Source organism: Mycobacterium sp. Root265 (assembly GCF_001428895.1).
Lineage (GTDB): Bacteria > Actinomycetota > Actinomycetes > Mycobacteriales > Mycobacteriaceae > Mycobacterium.
Genome location: NZ_LMJA01000010.1, coordinates 1 through 16,110 on the forward strand (window position 1 = coordinate 1; position 16,110 = coordinate 16,110).

13 protein-coding genes are annotated in these 16,110 nt (G+C 68.3%); 4 read left to right on the plus strand and 9 right to left on the minus strand.

Going from position 1 to position 16,110, the window contains the following annotated elements; all coding sequences use genetic code 11:
• Positions 1–94: 94 nt before the first annotated feature.
• Positions 95–817, minus strand: a complete 723-nt coding sequence (locus ASE48_RS11195) for a YqjF family protein (RefSeq protein ID WP_057167162.1) — start codon at positions 815–817, stop codon at positions 95–97.
• 27 nt (positions 818–844) lie between these two features.
• Between ASE48_RS11195 and ASE48_RS11200 the strand changes: the two genes are divergently transcribed.
• Positions 845–1,609, plus strand: coding sequence for a class I SAM-dependent methyltransferase (locus ASE48_RS11200; RefSeq protein WP_057167163.1), 765 nt, complete (start codon positions 845–847; stop codon positions 1,607–1,609).
• On the opposite strand, the gene ASE48_RS11205 is transcribed toward ASE48_RS11200, so the two are convergent.
• Positions 1,610–3,067, minus strand: coding sequence for a N5-glutamine methyltransferase family protein (locus ASE48_RS11205; RefSeq protein WP_235571056.1), 1,458 nt, complete (start codon positions 3,065–3,067; stop codon positions 1,610–1,612). It abuts the gene before it with no gap.
• 11 nt (positions 3,068–3,078) lie between these two features.
• Positions 3,079–3,873, minus strand: coding sequence for an SOS response-associated peptidase (locus tag ASE48_RS11210; RefSeq protein ID WP_057167253.1), 795 nt, complete (start codon positions 3,871–3,873; stop codon positions 3,079–3,081).
• Between the two features lie 10 nt (positions 3,874–3,883).
• On the opposite strand from ASE48_RS11210, the gene aroA reads away from it, so the two are divergent.
• Together aroA and rsgA are read left to right on the plus strand one after the other, a co-directional pair.
• On the plus strand, positions 3,884–5,167 hold the full coding sequence (aroA, locus tag ASE48_RS11215; protein WP_057167254.1) for a 3-phosphoshikimate 1-carboxyvinyltransferase: 1,284 nt from the start codon (positions 3,884–3,886) through the stop codon (positions 5,165–5,167).
• Positions 5,164–6,150: a ribosome small subunit-dependent GTPase A gene (gene rsgA / locus ASE48_RS11220; protein WP_057167165.1), complete on the plus strand. Its 987-nt coding sequence runs from the start codon at positions 5,164–5,166 to the stop codon at positions 6,148–6,150. Before aroA ends, rsgA begins: the two co-directional genes overlap by 4 nt.
• 78 nt (positions 6,151–6,228) lie before the next feature.
• Here the strand turns inward: rsgA and ASE48_RS11225 are convergent, their stop codons facing one another.
• The 5 genes from ASE48_RS11225 to ASE48_RS11245 all read right to left on the minus strand — a co-directional run bounded on the left by ASE48_RS11225 (position 6,229) and on the right by ASE48_RS11245 (position 12,499).
• Positions 6,229–7,476 carry a fatty acid desaturase family protein gene (locus ASE48_RS11225; RefSeq protein WP_057167166.1) on the minus strand — a complete coding sequence of 416 codons (1,248 nt, stop codon included), beginning with the start codon at positions 7,474–7,476 and terminating at the stop codon, positions 6,229–6,231.
• A gap of 68 nt (positions 7,477–7,544) precedes the next feature.
• Positions 7,545–8,699, minus strand: coding sequence for a ferredoxin reductase (locus tag ASE48_RS11230; protein ID WP_057167167.1), 1,155 nt, complete (start codon positions 8,697–8,699; stop codon positions 7,545–7,547).
• 66 nt (positions 8,700–8,765) lie between these two features.
• Complete coding sequence (locus ASE48_RS11235) at positions 8,766–9,266, minus strand: DUF6912 family protein (RefSeq protein WP_200962131.1); 501 nt, start codon at positions 9,264–9,266, stop codon at positions 8,766–8,768.
• A gap of 6 nt (positions 9,267–9,272) precedes the next feature.
• Positions 9,273–11,036, minus strand: a complete 1,764-nt coding sequence (locus tag ASE48_RS11240; RefSeq protein WP_057167169.1) for a BCCT family transporter — start codon at positions 11,034–11,036, stop codon at positions 9,273–9,275.
• Positions 11,037–11,089: 53 nt separating this feature from the next.
• Complete coding sequence (locus ASE48_RS11245; RefSeq protein ID WP_057167170.1) at positions 11,090–12,499, minus strand: WS/DGAT/MGAT family O-acyltransferase; 1,410 nt, start codon at positions 12,497–12,499, stop codon at positions 11,090–11,092.
• A 169-nt stretch (positions 12,500–12,668) separates the two neighbouring features.
• Between ASE48_RS11245 and ASE48_RS11250 the strand changes: the two genes are divergently transcribed.
• Positions 12,669–13,181 (plus strand): Rv3235 family protein, encoded by a 513-nt coding sequence (locus tag ASE48_RS11250; protein ID WP_057167171.1) that lies wholly within the window; start codon positions 12,669–12,671, stop codon positions 13,179–13,181.
• Here the strand turns inward: ASE48_RS11250 and secA are convergent.
• A complete protein-coding gene (gene secA, locus ASE48_RS11255) occupies positions 13,178–15,961 on the minus strand; it encodes a preprotein translocase subunit SecA (protein ID WP_057167172.1) in 2,784 nt (927 codons plus the stop codon). The genes ASE48_RS11250 and secA overlap by 4 nt on opposite strands.
• Positions 15,962–16,110 lie beyond the last annotated feature (149 nt).

Genomic DNA, 16,110 nt, shown 5'->3' on the forward strand with positions numbered 1-16,110 from the left:
ACGACAACCCCAAGCCCTACGTCTGGACCAAAACCGCCGACCAAATCCTGGCCAGCATCGCCAACTACTGCACCCGAATTAATGACTCAGGACACTAGCGCACCGGCACGGGCTTACCGAACCGGGCCGCCACCCCGGGTGAGAACATCGCCGGCAGTCGGGCACCGGCCGGCCCGGCACCGCTCGCAACGACCAGATCGTCACGCAGATGGTCGATCTCGGCCTCGTACAGCGGCCACTCGGTATGGCCGTTGGGCACCCACCAGGTGCGCCCCGCCTTGCGGGTGTGCGCACCCCACCGCGCGGTCAGCCACACCTGCAGCGGCGTCGGCTGCAGCGGCGCACCGATGGTCACGTTCAGCGTGCTGCGCAATCCCCTTCGCGGCCAACGTCGCACGCTCGCGTAGCTGATCCGGTCACCGGTGCGGGTCACCCGCATCTTGGCCCATGTGTAGGGCACCCCCAGCCCGATCCGCGTCAGCGGCACCACAGCCAGCCGCTGGGTCTCCAGCGAGCGGAACAGCACGCCGTGCCGCCCGGCGTCATCCACCGAGTACAACCGGACGTTGGTCTCGGCGAAGGCGCCGAAATACGGCAGCGGCACCCGGTCCCCCAGTGCGGTGCGGCGCATGACGAACGGGATGAGCCCGACGTAGGTGAAACCGTCGTCGAAGACGTCCGGACGTGTCCCCTCCGGAAACAGGTGCGCCACGGCATCCGGGCGTACCGGCCAATGCAGGAAGGTCAGATCACCCCAGAACTGGCCGACCAGCACCGGCCGCGGCAGCGGTGGTGCGACGACGGAAAGACCGGCCACTCCGTCATCGTGGCATAGGCTGGCCGGGTGTCAATCTGGTCTGCGGGACGGTATGAGGCCGTCGCCCAACGCATCGCGCCCATCTCCGCCCAGCTGATCGAGACCGTGGACCGGTTGCGCCCGCTCGACGGTGCCGTCGTCGCCGATCTGGCCTGCGGTACCGGTAACGCCGCGCTGGCCGCGGTCGCGGCGGGCGCGCAGGTGACCGGTGTGGACCTGACCCCCGAGCTGCTGGCCATCGCCGCCGACAAGGCCGGCGGCGACGCGGTGCAGTGGGTCGCCGCGGACGCTTCGGCCACCGGGTTGCCCGACGCGGGTTTCGATGCGGTGGTGTCCAACATGGGCATCATCTTCGTGGAACCGGTCAGCCAGGTCGCCGAGATCGCGCGGCTGCTGCGCCCGGGTGGCTTTCTCGGGTTCTCCACCTGGGTGCGCGACACCGACAATCCGTTCTTCAACCCGATCATCGATGTGCTGGGTACGCCGCCGGCCGCGCAGTACAGCCCCGACCAGTGGGGCGAACCCGATATCGTCACCACCCGGCTGAGCGATGATTTCGACGAGATCTTCATCGAAAACGGCAAGCACGCGTGGGAATTCGGCTCGGTGCAGGACGCCGTCGTGTTCGTCACCGATGAGTCCCCGATGCACGTGGACCTGTTCACCCGCTCCGACGAGGAAACCTGCGTGCGACTGACCGAGGCGTTCACCGCGGCGTTCGAGCGTTACGCCACCGCCGACGGAGTCACCTTCGACGCGTCCTATGCGGTGGTGGCGGCGCGGCGCCGCTGATCACTGCGCCTGATAAAGGATCCCGCGACCGATCGCGTCGCGGACCTCGGGCAGCGCCGCCTCGGCGAGCGCGTCGGCGTCCACGCCGTGGTGCGCGGCGAGCAGGGCGATGAGGGTGCCCAACGGCACTTCCCCGCGGCAGCCCGCCAGCAGTGCGCTGAGCACCTCGTCGACACCGATCACCGCGCCGGGCCCACCCGGTCGCCGCACCGCGGCGCCGACCTGCTGCCAGCCCTCGGGCCCCGGCAGGGACTGCTGCTCCAAAAAGACCGGCGCCGTGGACAACCGTGCCGCCAGCAGGGCCTCGTCGCCGGTGTCGCGTAGGTAGTCGCGGCGGGCGAAGAAGGCCTCCACCTCGGTGCCGGTGACGAGTTCGTCTGCACCGGTGATCTCTTCGAGGATCTGCTCGGGCGCCTCGCCGTCGCGGGGCCTCCGCAGCGAGATCAGGCCCATGCCGATCCCGGTGATGCCCTGTTCGGCGAACCAGTCCAGCCAGGCACCGCCGCGCCGGGCCGTCTGGTCCGGGCTCTCCCCGGCATCGGCCAGCCACAGCGACACGTAACTCACCGGGTCGGCCAGCTCGCGCTGCACCACCCAGGCGTGCAGGCCGGTGTCCGCCAGCCAGTCCCGCACACGGTCGCGCCAATCACCCTCGCGGACAATCCAGTTCGCCATGATCTGAGCCGTGCCACCGGGGTTGAGGTAGTCACCGACCTGTTCGATCAGACTGCGACACAAACCGTCCCCGGCCACACCGGAATCGCGGTAGATGTAGTCGCTGACACCGGAGCCGATCACGAACGGCGGGTTGGACACGATGAGGTCGAAACGCTCCCCCGCCACCGGCTCGAACAGACTGCCGGACCGTAGATCCCAGGACATCCCGTTGAGGCGTGCGGTGGCCGCGGCCAGCTTCAGCGCCCGCTCGTTGGTATCGGTGCCGACGATCTCGTCGCAGTGCCCGTCCAGGTGCAGGGCCTGAATTCCGCAGCCGGTGCCCAGATCCAGGGCGCGGCGCACCGGCGTGCGGATGACGGCGCGGGCCAGCGACATCGAGGCGCCGCCGATCCCGAGCACGTGGTCGCGCCGCAGCGGTGCGCCGCGCAGGGCGGCGTCCTGATCGGAGACGACCAGGAAGTCGCGGGCGCCGTCGGAATGCGGGCGGATGTCCAGTGCCGCCCGCACGGTGCCGTCGGCCACCTCCAGCACGCCACCGGCCACCAACGCGTCCAGCGGTACCCGGGTGAAGACCTCGTGCAGATGCCCCCGGGGCACCTCGGCGCCGAGCAGGAACAGCCGCACCAGCGTCGACAACGGGTCCGCCGCGGTCGCCCGCAACGCCGGCCACCACACACCCCGGCCCAGAGCGGCGTGCACGTCGGCGCCGAGTAGTTCGGCGACACCGTCCACGGTGTAACCGGCCGCCCGCAGATCGGCGCCCAGGGCGTCGAGCACCACCGGGCCGAGGGTCAAAACAGTCCCGCTTCGGGCTCGACAGCCTCGATCAGTTCCGGGCCGTTGTTGCGGACGCTGTTCACCAACCGCGACACCTCCCGGATCTCGATGCGGTCCAGATCGCCGTGCCCGCGCAACAGGCCCTCGTCGATCGGGGCATCGGGATCCAGCCAACGGTCCCAGTCCGGCGCGCTGATGGTCAGTGGCATCCGGTCGTGGATATCGGAGAGCTGCGCGGCCGAGTCGGTGGTGATGATGGTGCAGCTCACCAGCGGCGGCACGTCCTTGTCGGAGTCCTTGGGCCGCCAGGTGGACCACAGCCCCGCCATGAACAGCGGCTCGCCGTCGGCGGCGAACATGTAGAACGGCGTCTTGGACGCCTTCTTGCCGTCCCCGGCGGGGTGGGGCTTCCACTCGTACCAGCCGTCCATCGGGACCAGGCACCGCTTGCTCTTGGCCGACCCTCGGAACGCCGGTGAGGTGGTCAGCGTCTCGGAGCGCGCGTTGATCAGCAGCGGGCCCTTCTTGGTGTCGGGGCCGCCGTCCTCGCCGGTCTTGACCCAGGGCGGAATCAGGCCCCAGCGCATCGAACGGAGCCGGCGCGTCGCCTCGCCATCGGGTTCGCCCTGGGGCGAGCGAAGCGACGGGGAGGAATGATCGTGCCGTCTGACCACGGTGCTGATGGTCGTGGTCGGCGCCACGTTGAAGTTGGGTCCGCCGTCCTTGACCGCCTCGACGGTCTCGTCGAGCGCCTTGATCTTCTCCGCCAACAACGCCGGGTCGGTGGTCACCGCAAATCGCCCACACATACCAGGCAGGATAGAGGCCGTGAACAACTGGCCGGCACCCACGACGACCGGACCCGTGAACGCCACGGTGGCGGTACCCGGGTCGAAATCGCTGACCAACCGCGCTCTGGTGCTGGCCGCGCTGGCCACCACCCAGGGGACGACCACCATCAGCGGCGCATTGCGCAGCCGCGACACCGACCTGATGATCGATGCGGTCCGGGCGCTCGGGGTGAGCGTGACCGGTGACGGCACCGAGTTGACCGCCGGCGGCGCCATCTCCCCGGCCGCGGGCACCCGCATCGACTGCGGGCTGGCCGGCACCGTGCTGCGGTTCCTGCCCGCCGTCGCCGCGCTGAGCACCGGCACCGTCGTCTTCGACGGCGACGAGCAGGCCCGGGCCCGCCCGATCGCCCCGCTGCTCGACGCGCTGCGCGGCCTCGGGGTCCGCATCGACGGCGACGGGTTGCCGTTCGAGGTGCGCGGTGACGGTTCGGTGCCCGGCGGTGAGGTCCGCATCGACGCGTCGGCGTCATCGCAGTTCGTCTCGGGACTGTTGTTGGCCGGGACCGCCTTCCGTGACGGTCTGAGCGTCGTGCACACCGGCGAGTCGGTGCCGTCGGCGCCGCATGTGGCGATGACGGTGTCGATGCTGCGCAGCGCCGGTGTCACCGTCGACGACAGCACGCCCAACCGCTGGCGGGTCGCCCCGGGCGTTGTCGCCGCCCGGCACTGGGACATCGAACCCGACCTGTCCAACGCGGTGCCGTTCCTGGCGGCCGCCGCCGTCACCGCGGGCACCGTGCGGATCAGCCGCTGGCCCGCGAACAGCATCCAGCCCTCAGGGGCGATCCTGGATCTGCTGTCCCGGGTGAATATCGTTGCCGAGCACACCGATTCGTACCTGCAGGTGCAGGGCGCACCGAGTTACGGCGGCATCGACATCGACCTGCATGATATCGGCGAGCTGGCCCCGGCGGTCGCCGCGCTGGCCGCGCTCGCCACTGCCGGTTCGGTGTCCACGCTGCGCGGTATCGCCCACCTGCGCGGTCACGAGACCGATCGGCTGGCGGCGCTGAGCGCCGAGATCAACGGACTGGGCGGGCAGTGCGTGGAGACGCCGGACGGTCTGCAGATCACCGCGACACCGTTGCACGCCGGGGTGTGGCGGTCCTACGCCGATCACCGGATGGCCACCGCCGGCGCGATCGTGGGGCTGCGGGTCGCCGGTGTGGAAGTCGAGGACATCGCGACGACGTCCAAGACACTGCCCGACTTCCCGGGGATGTGGACCGACATGCTGGGCACGATTTGAAATCTCGCGAGTACGACGAGTCCGATGTCCGGGTCCGCCCGGGCAAGGGGTCGCGTCCGCGCACCAAGACCCGGCCCGACCATGCCGACGCGGCCGAGGCGATGGTCGTCACCGTGGACCGCGGCCGGTGGGGCTGCGCGCTGGGCGGCGACCCGGAACGCCATGTGACGGCGATGCGCGCCCGGGAGCTGGGCCGCACCCCCATCGTCGTCGGCGACGAGGTGAGCATCGTCGGTGATCTGTCCGGCAAGCCGGACACCCTGGCCCGCATCGTGCGCCGCGGCGAGCGCCGAACGGTGTTGCGCCGCACCGCCGATGACACCGACCCCGCCGAGCGGGTGGTGGTGGCCAACGCCGATCAACTGTTGATCGTGGTGGCGCTGGCCGATCCGCCGCCGCGCACCGGGTTCGTGGAGCGAGCGCTGATCGCCGCGTACACCGGTGGGCTGGCACCGATCCTGTGCCTGACGAAATCCGATCTGGCCGACCCGGAACCGTTCGCGGCGCAGTTCGCCGACCTGGATCTCCAGGTGGTGACGGCCGGGCGCGACGACCCGCTCGACGTGGTGGCGCCGTTGCTGACCGGGAAAGTGACCGTGCTGCTGGGGCATTCCGGGGTGGGTAAGTCCACCCTGGTGAATCGTCTTGTGCCCGCGGCGGAACGGGCCACCGGGGACGTGTCCGGTGTCGGCAAGGGCAAGCACACGTCGAGCCAGTCGGTGGCGTTACCGCTGCTGGAATCCGGCTGGGTGATCGACACGCCGGGCATCCGGTCGTTCGGCCTGGCCCATGTCAGCGCCGATGACGTGGTGCAGGCCTTCTCCGATCTGGCCGAGGCCGTCGACGAATGTCCGCGCGGCTGTGGGCATCTGGGCCCGCCGGCCGATCCGGAATGCGCGCTGGACACGTTGACCGGGCCCGCCGCGGGACGTGTCGCCGCGGCCCGGCTGCTGCTCGCCACCCTCAACGAGGCCGGTTATTGATCGCGAGGGTGCGTAAACGCCGAACCGCGAGCGGCATGTCTGGAACAGACACGCACGCTCGCGGTAAGGGTAGATAATTTATGCGGCGATCTTGCCCTGCCGCCAGCCCCGCACGGTGGCGATCGCGGTCTTCAGACCGCGGCGCTTACCGGTGGCGGGATCGGTGACACCGAAACCTTCCAACTCGTCGAACATCCGCTCGCTGCGGGTCTCCGGCGCGTTGTCGCGGGTGTCGGTGAGGAACTTGTCCGGCAGCGACAGCTTGGCGATGGTGCGCCAACTCTTGCCGTACTGCACGAGGAACGGCCCCGTGGTGTAGGGCAGGTCGTACTTGTCGCACAGCGCGCGCACCTTGATCGAGATGTCTCGGTACCGGTTGCTCGGCAGGTCCGGGAACAGGTGGTGCTCGATCTGGTAGGACAGGTTGCCGCTCATGAAGTCCAGCACCCGGCCGCCACTGATGTTGGCGCTGCCCAGCATCTGGCGCAGGTACCACTGGCCGCGGCTTTCGCCGACCATGTCGGTCTTGGTGAATTTCTCTGCGCCGTCCGGGAAATGGCCGCAGAAGATGATCGCGTTGGTCCAGATGTTGCGGATGATGTTGGCCACGACGTTGGCCTTCAACGTGGACTTGTAGGTTGCTCCCGGCGACAGCGAGGTCAGCGCGGGCCACAGCACGTAGTCCTTGGCCACCTGGTGGCCGGCCTTCACACCGAACTCTTTGACCCGGACCATCGTCGCCTTGCGGTCGTCGCGGCCCATGAAGATCTTGCCGAGCTCCAGGTGCTGCAGACCGATACCCCACTCGAACAGCACCGCGAGCATGGTGTTGTAGAACAGGTTTCCCAGGTTCATCGGCTTCCACCGCGCGTCGCGGGTAACCCGGATGACGCCGTAGCCCACATCGTCGTCCATGCCAAGAATGTTGGTGTACTTGTGGTGCATGAAGTTGTGGGTGAAACGCCAGTGCTTCGATGCCCCGGTGGTATCCCACTCCCAGGTCGAGGAGTGGATCTCGGGATCGTTCATCCAATCCCACTGACCGTGCATGACGTTGTGGCTGATCTCCATGTTCTCGATGATCTTGGCCACGCCCAGGGTCGACGCCCCCGCCCACCAGGCGGCCCGGTTCGAGCTTCCGGCAAGGAGCAGGCGGCCTGCGATCTCCAGCGCACGCTGACCCGCGATCGTCCGGCGGATGTAGCGCGCATCGTTGGCGCCCCGCGAATCTTCGATGTCCTGACGGATCGCGTCGAGCTCAGCACCCAGCGTTTCGATGTCCGCATCGGTGAGATGCGTGAACGCCGGTACGTCGGTAATAGCCACTTATCGGCCCTCCTTCCGTTCCTACGATACCGTAACCTACGCAACCGTAGGTTACCTGCCAGTAAAGTCTATGCGTCCAGCTTGCAGTCGCCGGATGCCGCGGAGATGCAGGTCTGCACCCTGGTCCCCGGTTCGTGCTCGACGCCGGTCCGCAGGTCCCGCACGTGCCCCTCGACCAGACCCACCACACACGACTGGCAGATACCCATCCGGCAGCCGAACGGCATCTGGATGCCCGCGCCCTCGCCGGCTTCCATCAGCGATGTCGCGGCGTCGGCCGCCACGCTCTTGCCGCTGCGCTCGAAGGTGACGGTGCCGCCGGTGCCGTGCGGTGCGGCGCGGGTGACCGCGAAACGCTCCAGGTGCAGATGGGTGGGCAGACCCGCCTCGGCCCAGACCCGCTCGGCGTCGTTGAGCATGGCCTCCGGGCCGCACGCCCAGGCCTGGCGGTCACGCCAGTCGGGCACCACCTCGTCCAGGCGGGACAGATCCAGCCTGCCCTGGGTGCGCGTGGTACGCAGTTCCATCCGGTAGCCCGGGTGGGCGTCGTGCAGTTGCTTGAGCTCGTCGGCGAACATCACGTCGGCCTCGGTGGGCGCGGAGTGCACGTGCACGATGTCGGTGATCTGGTCGTGGCGCTGCAGGGTGCGCAGCATCGACATGACCGGGGTGATGCCCGACCCCGCGGTCAGGAACAGCACCGAAGCCGGCGCCGGGTCGGGCATGACGAAGTTGCCCTGCGGTGCGGCCAGCCGCACGATCGTGCCGGGCTCCACGCCACCGACCAGGTGGGTGGACAGGAAGCCTTCCGGCATGGCCTTCACGGTGATGGTGATGGTGCGCGCCCCGCGCTTGTCCTGACCCCCGCGCAGCGGGGTCGAGGTCAGCGAATAGGAACGCCAGCGCCAGCGGCCGTCGACCAGCAGGCCGATACCGACGTACTGGCCGGGCTCGTAGTCCAGCGAGAAGCCCCAGCCCGGCTTGATGACCAGCGTCGCCGAGTCCTCGGTCTCGCGGCGCACCTCGATGACCCGGCCACGCAGTTCGCGTGCCGACCACAGCGGGTTGGCGAGCTTGAGGTAGTCGTCCGGCAGCAGCGGCGTCGTGATGCGGCCGGCGATGGTGCGCAGCGCATGCCAACCGCGGTGACGATCGGCCCCCGCGATGGTGGGGCGGACGGTGTCGGCAACTTTCGCCGAGACCTTTATTTCACTCTTGGCCACGCAACCTACGGTACCGTAACTTACGCATGCGTAGTGAATTTATGCCCAGGTTGGATGCGACTTACGTCACAGCAGCTCGAGCAGGAATGGCAACTCCTGCGGGGCGTACCAAGCCAGGTCGTGGTCCTGAGCGTCACCCACAGCAAGCTCCGCATCCTCGTCTCCGAGGTCGGCTTCGTCGACCACCCCGACGGCGGTCAGCACCGCGGGCTCCGCCGCGGCGTTGTCCACATAGGCGGCGACGACGTCGGCCACGGGCACCGGACCGGCCAGGCGCACCACCGCGTCGTCGAGATCGGGCCGGGCCGTCGCCTCGGCGACATCGACGACGAGCACCGCACGCCGGGGCGGCAGACTCGACTCCCCCTCGGCGGCCAGCAGGCGCAGCGATGCCAGCGCGGCCTCACGCAGGGCCACCTCGGCCAGCTCGTCGTCATCGCCTTCGGCATAGGACTCGCGCAGCGCCGGGGTGACCGCGAACGCGGTGCCGCTGCGGGCATGGATCAGCCCGTCGGCCACCAACTGCGCCAGCATCGCCAGGGTGGCCGGTATGTAGACACGCACCAGGCGAGGTTAGCCGTCGGCGCGCTCCTTCGGAGCCACGGTCGCCTCGGCGTCCTCGGCATCCGGGTCGGCGTCGGGATCCTTCTCCACCGAGATGACGAAGTCGTCACCGTGCGCGGTGACACCGGCGATCACCGCCGAGTTCACCGCGGCCGCGGCGTACTGGCGGCGCACCATCATCGGGTCCTGGCGCAGGTCCTTCACCAACGCCACCGCCAGCCCGATCATCACGAGCACGAACGGCAGCGCCGCCACGATGGTGATGGTCTGCAGCCCGGTCAGCGCGTCGGAGCCACCCACCAGCAGCATGACCGCGGCGACGGCACCGGTGGCGACACCCCAGAAGACGACGGTCTTCTTGTGGGGCTCGATGGTGCCGCGTTCGGACAGCGATCCCATCACGATGGACGCGGCGTCGGCGCCGGAGACGAAGAACACCGCGACCAGCAACATCACCACCACGGTCGAGACGGTGGCCAGCGGATACTCGGCGAGCAACCCGAACAGCTGGCCCTCGACAGTGCCCTCACCGGCCAGGTCGGCCCCTTCCTGCTGAGCCTTCATCGCCGCGCCGCCGAACACGCAGAACCACACCAGCGACACCAGGCTGGGCACCAACAGCACCCCGGTCACGAACTGCCTGATGGTGCGCCCGCGGGAGATCCGCGCGATGAACATGCCGACGAACGGCGTCCAGGAGATCCACCAGGCCCAGTAGAAGACGGTCCACGAACCCAGCCAGGCCTCCGTCTCGGCGCCTTCGGCACCGGTACGGGCCGACATCATCGCCAGGTCCTGAAAGTAGCTGCCGATCGACGTCGGAATCAGGTTGAGGATGAAAACCGTTGGCCCGACGATGAATACGAACGTTGCCAGCAGCAGGGCCAGCACCATGTTGAAGTTGGACAGCCACTGGATGCCGCGCGCGACACCGGAGACCGCGGACAGCACGAACGCACAGGTGAGCACCGCGATGATGCCGATCAGGACCGCGTTGCCGGCCTCGCCGATGCCGCCGACGATCTGCAGGCCGCTGCGAATCTGCAACGCGCCCAAGCCCAGTGACGCCGCCGACCCGAACAGCGTGGCGAAGATCGCCAGCATGTCGATGACCTTGCCCCAGCCGCCGTGCGCGCGATCGCCGATCAGCGGCTCGAACGCCGCGCTGATCAACTGGAACCGGCCCTTGCGGTACACGCCGTAGGCGATGGCCAGCCCGACCACCGCATAGATCGCCCACGGGTGCAGCGTCCAGTGGTACAGCGTGGTGGCCATTGCCTTCTGGACGGCCTCGGGGTTGCCCTCCGCGCCGGTACCCGGCGGGGGTGACACCAGATGCGAAAGCGGTTCGGAGACACCGAAGAACATCAGACCGATACCCATACCGGCGCTGAACATCATGGCGATCCAGGACACCGTGCGGAACTCGGGTTCCTCGTCGTCGCGGCCGAGCGGGATGTTGCCGAACTTACCGAGCGCGATCCACAGCACGAACAGCACGAACGCCGACGCCATCAGGGTGAACAGCCACCCGGTGTTGGACATCACCCACCCAAGGGCGTTACCGGATGCGGAGGCCAGCGACGCGGTGTCGAGGAACCCCCAGACCAGGAATCCGACGGCGATGGCCGCCGTGACACCGAAGACCACGAGGTCCAGGCGGCCCTCTTTGGCCAGCGCCTCCTCGTCGATCGGCACGTCGAGAATCGGGTGCGGTATGACGTCAAGCTCGGGCTTGACACCGGCTTCTTCGCTAGGCGAATTAATAGACATGGTCGATCCATCACATCGCGATCAGCGGACCGAGTCAACTTCCGCGCCGGGCGTCAGCGCGTTGATTCCAGCAATTCGTCCAGAGATTCGCGCAACAACGCCGGCAACACATCCACGTCGCTCATGGCGTCCCGATCGGCGTTGATACCGAAGTACAGCATGCCGTTGTAGGAGGTCACCGCTATCGCCAGCACCTGGTTGGTCAGCAGCGGCGGTACCGCGTAGGACTCCAGCAGCTTGGTCCCGGCAATGTACATCTGCTTCTGCGCGCCGGGGACGTTGGTGATCAGCAAATTGAACTGGCGGGCCGAGAAACTGGTCGCCACCCGGATACCCATGGCGTGCAGGGTCGGCGGCGCGAATCCGGACAGCGTCACGATGGTGCGGGCGTCGACCAAACTCGCAGCGGTGGAATGCGATTCGGTGGCATGCGCGATCTGGGACAGCCGCACCACCGCGTTGCCCTCCCCGATCGGCAGATCGACCAGGAACGGCGACACCTCGCTGATGGCCTGACCCGGCCCGGCCGAATCGATCTCGGAATCGGGATACACCGAGTTCGGGGCCATCGCGCGGACCGTCGAGGTCGCGGTCACCGGCTCACCGCGCGACAGCAGCCAGTTGCGCAGCGCGCCGGCCACCACCGCCAGCACCACATCGTTGACATCGCACTCGTAGCGCGCCCGCAGCGCGCGGTAGTCCTCCAGCGGGTGCGCAGCAACCGTGAACCGGCGGTTGCGGGACACCGTGGCGTTCAGCGGGCTGCTCGGCGCGGTGCCGCGGGCCACCGTGCGCGCCACGTCCGCGATGCGGCGCCCGGCGTCCACGAGCGCGCCGGCGTTGGTGGCCATCTCCTGCACCGACGCGCGCACCGCGGCGGCCTGCGCGGTGGGCCGGGTGACCCACTCCCCGAGTGCGGCCACGAACAGCTGCGAATCGCTGGGTTCGCGCGCGGGGATCCAGATGTCCTCACCGAACTCCGGCGCCTTCGGGGTGCGGTCGGCGATGACGTGCCCGATCTCCAGTGCCGACATGCCGTTGACGAGTGCCTGATGCGACTTGGTGTAGATGGCGATCCGGTTGCGGGTCAGGCCTTCGACGATGTACATCTCCCACAGCGGACGGGACTTGTCCATCGGCCGGGAGCCGATCCGGGCGATCAGATCATGCAGTTGCGCATCGCTTCCCGGCGAGGGCAGCGCCGAGCGCCGGACGTGATAGGTGATGTCGAACTCGGTGTCGTCGATCCAGACCGGACGGGCCAACCCCAGGCTGACCTCGCGAACCTTCTGCCGGTAGCGCGGAATTTGCGGCAACCGCCGCTCGACGGTGGCCAGCACCGACTCGTAGCTCAGCCCGCCGCGCGGCTTGCGCACGATCGACAGCGACCCGACGTACATGGGGGTCGAACTGTTCTCCAAGCGGTAGAACGCCGAGTCGGATGCCGACAGTCTCGTCACCATCGCGACAGCGTCCTCCCCTCACCCGGTGCGGATTCCCCGTCACCGTATCCGCCATCGTCCACTGCGCGCATCACGGGTGCACGGGAGCCCCGTCCAGCCGTGCGATCATCAATATGACTGTGCCTCTCCAGCAGCCGTCCCGTCCGTTTCCGTGCCCGCTGGAGAGCCCGTGTCACATGTCAGCAACCCCATCCGCCAGGTAGCCGCCGCCGCGCATTCCGCGGTGACATCGCCGATCATCGACTGCGAGCCCCCGGTGCGCGGTGCCGGACGCCCGGCGCCGCATCCACCCACCCTGCGCCCGCGCCCGCCCCGGCAGCCGCGACTGCCCGCGGTTGTCGGTGAGGTTGCGGCGCCGCCCGCGGCGGTGATGTTCGCCGATGCCACCCTGCGCCGCGTGCTGGAGGTGGTGGACCGGCGCCGTCCGGTGACCCAGCTGCGCGGCTTGCTGGCACCGTCGTTGATCGACATGGCGCAAACGCTGGCGCGGGTCCCGCAGGCCGGCGGCGCGGCGGTGCTGCGCCGGATCCGGCTGCGCAGCGTCGGTGCGCCGGCGGACGGGGAGGTGAACGCCGCCGAGGTGTTCGCCACCTATACGCGCGGGCCTCGGGTGCGGGCCATCGCCGCCCGCGTCGAACTCGTCGCGGGACGGTGGCAGGTGGTGGCGCTACAGATCGGCTAGCGCTTGCGGCCCTTGCGCGCCGCCTCGCGGCGTTCCTTGCGGGTCCCGCCGGTGGTGGCTGCGGCGGCTCCGCCGGAGCGCTTCACCTCGGCGGATCCGTCCTCGGCAGGACCGGAGTACGTCAGCGCGGGCTTGCCGCTGCCGCCGATGCCCTTGGCCTGCACGCCCGTCGGGCGTTCCTTGGTGGCCACCTGGCTTTCGGCCTTCTGCGCTGCAGCGGCGGCGAACTCGGCCAGTCCCTGCGACATGGGCGCGACCACCGGAGCCGTCTGCGGCGCGGCCTCGACCGCGACGTTGAACAGGAAGCCGACCGACTCCTCCTTGAGGCCGTCGAGCATCGCGACGAACATGTCGTAGCCCTCGCGCTGGTACTCGACCAGCGGATCGCGCTGGGCCATCGCGCGCAGGCCGATGCCCTCCTTGAGGTAGTCCATCTCGTAGAGATGTTCACGCCACTTGCGATCGATCACATTGAGCAGCACGTTGCGCTCCAGCTGGCGCATCGCACCGTCGCCGCCGATCGCGTCGATCTGCTCCTCGCGGGCGGCGTAGGCCCGCTCGGCGTCCTTGACCAGCGCGTCGAGCAGCTCGTCGCGGGTCAGTTCGCCCGGCTCACCGACGGCATCGGAGTCGATCAGGTCGTTGTGATCGATACCGACCGGGTACAGCGTCTTGAGCGCCTCCCACAGCTTCTCCAGATCCCAGTCCTCGGAGTAGCCCTCGGCCGTCGCACCGTTCACGTAAGCGGTGATGACGTCGACCATCATGTCGTGGGCCTGCTGCGCCAGGTTCTCGCCCTCGAGGATCATCCGGCGCTCTTTGTAGACCACCGTGCGCTGACGGTTCATCACCTCGTCGTACTTCAGGACGTTCTTGCGGACCTCGAAGTTCTGCTGCTCGACCTGGGTCTGCGCGCTCTTGATGGCCCGGGTGACCATCTTTGCCTCGATCGGCACATCCTCGGGCAGGTTCAGCCGGGTCAGCAGCGTCTCCAGGGTCGCGCCGTTGAAACGCCGCATCAATTCATCGCCCAGCGACAGGTAGAAGCGGGACTCGCCCGGATCGCCCTGGCGGCCGGAGCGGCCGCGCAACTGGTTGTCGATACGCCGGGACTCGTGACGCTCGGTGCCCAGCACGTACAGACCGCCGGCGGCGATGACCTCCTGGGCCTCCGCCTTGGCCTCGGCCTTGATCTTGCTGACCGTCGGTTCCCAGGCGGTTTCGTACTCTTCCGGCGTCGCCACCGGATCCAGACCCTGCTCCTTGAGCCGCAGGTCGGCGAGGAACTCGACGTTGCCGCCGAGCACGATGTCGGTACCGCGGCCGGCCATGTTGGTGGCGACGGTGATGGCGCCGCGCCGCCCGGCCTCGGCGATGATGTTGGCCTCGGACTCGTGGTACTTGGCGTTGAGGACGTTGTGCGGCACCTTGCGCTTGGCGAACTGGCGGGACAGGTACTCCGACCGCTCCACCGAGGTGGTGCCGATCAGGACCGGCTGGCCCTTCTCGTAGCGTTCCACCACGTCGTCGACGACCGCGATGTACTTGGCTTCCTCGGTCTTGTAGATCAGGTCGGACTGGTCCTGGCGGATCATCGGCCGGTTGGTGGGGATGGACACCACACCGAGCTTGTAGATCTCGTGCAGCTCGGAGGCCTCGGTCTGGGCGGTACCGGTCATCCCGGCGAGCTTCTCGTAGAGCCGGAAGTAGTTCTGCAGCGTGATCGTGGCCAGCGTCTGGTTCTCGGCCTTGATCTCGACGTGCTCCTTGGCCTCGATGGCCTGGTGCATGCCCTCGTTGTAGCGCCGGCCCACCAGCACGCGTCCGGTGAACTCGTCGACGATGACGACCTCCCCGTTGCGGACGATGTAGTCCTTGTCGCGCAGGAAGAGTTCCTTGGCCTTGAGGCAGTTGTTCAGGTAGCTGACCAGCGGCGAGTTGGCGGCCTCGTAGAGGTTCTCGATGCCGAGCTGATCCTCGACGAACTCCACGCCCAGCTCGTGCACGCCGATGGTGCGCTTGCGCAGGTCCACCTCGTAGTGGACGTCCTTCTCCATCAGCGGGGCCAGCCGGGCGAACTCGCTGTACCAGTGCGAGGCGCCGTCGGCCGGGCCCGAGATGATCAACGGGGTACGGGCCTCGTCGATGAGGATCGAGTCGACCTCGTCGACGATGCCGTAGTTGTGGCCGCGCTGCACCATCTCCTGCACGGAGTGGGCCATGTTGTCGCGCAGGTAGTCGAAGCCGAACTCGTTGTTCGTGCCGTAGGTGATGTCGGCGGCGTAGGCGACGCGACGCTCGTCGGGGGTCAGGCCGGACAGGATGACGCCGACCTCCAGGCCCAGGAACCGGTGGATACGGCCCATCTGCTCGCTGTCGCGTTTGGCCAGGTAGTCGTTGACGGTGACCAGGTGCACGCCCTTGCCGGACAGGGCGTTCAGGTAGGCGGGCAGCACGGCGGTCAGGGTCTTGCCCTCGCCGGTCTTCATCTCGGCGACATTGCCGAAGTGCAGCGCCGCGCCGCCCATCAGCTGGACGTCGAAGGGTTTCTGGCCGAGCACCCGCCAGGCCGCCTCGCGGGCCACCGCGAATGCCTCGGGCAGCAGGTCGTCGAGGTCCTCGCCGCCGTCGACCCGCTTGCGGAACTCGTCGGTCTTGGCGCGCAGTTCGGCGTCTGACAGCTTCTCGACATCGTCGGACAAGGTGTTGACGTAGTCAGCCACCTTCTTCAGCCGCTTGACCATGCGGCCTTCACCGAGACGGAGCAACTTATCGAGCACGCTATTTCCCCTGTGGGTTGATGAATAGTGTCGGCGGGTCGACGCAACGGACCGAACGTGGTCGCTGCACACCTACCTGCCGCTAATCCATCGTAGGCGACCCGCCGAAATCGCTGCCTGAAAGTCTGCTGCGGGCGCGCCAGGACATG